Origin of the sequence: Pseudomonas sp. SIMBA_068 (assembly GCF_046534705.1) — a bacterium.
Classification (GTDB): Bacteria; Pseudomonadota; Gammaproteobacteria; order Pseudomonadales; family Pseudomonadaceae; genus Aquipseudomonas; species Aquipseudomonas putida.
In genome coordinates this window covers 1-233 of the sequence record NZ_JAWRYI010001760.1, presented here as the reverse complement: position 1 = coordinate 233, position 233 = coordinate 1, and the positions used below count along the sequence as shown (strand labels likewise).

Here is a 233-nt window from a genome sequence, read left to right as displayed (position 1 = left end):
ACAAAATCCTACTGCCGAACGCATTCGAGGCGGTCGAAGCGCTATCGAAGGATTTCGCGTACAAGATCGAAATCCTGTCGGACAACGACCACCTTGCGCCAAAGGATTTCATCGGGAAGCGCGTGACGGTCAGTCTGTTGCGTGGCGACGGCAGTCAGCGGTATTTCAACGGCCACATCTTCGCATTCCGGCATGTTCGCACGGACGGCGGCTGGGTGTTCTACGAGGCGCAC

At 57.5% G+C, this 233-nt stretch carries 1 protein-coding gene; it reads left to right on the top strand.

The window, feature by feature from the left end; translation table 11 throughout:
* The coding region (locus SB756_RS35790; RefSeq protein WP_410913986.1) for a contractile injection system protein, VgrG/Pvc8 family at window positions 1-233 on the top strand (233 nt) is incomplete at both ends.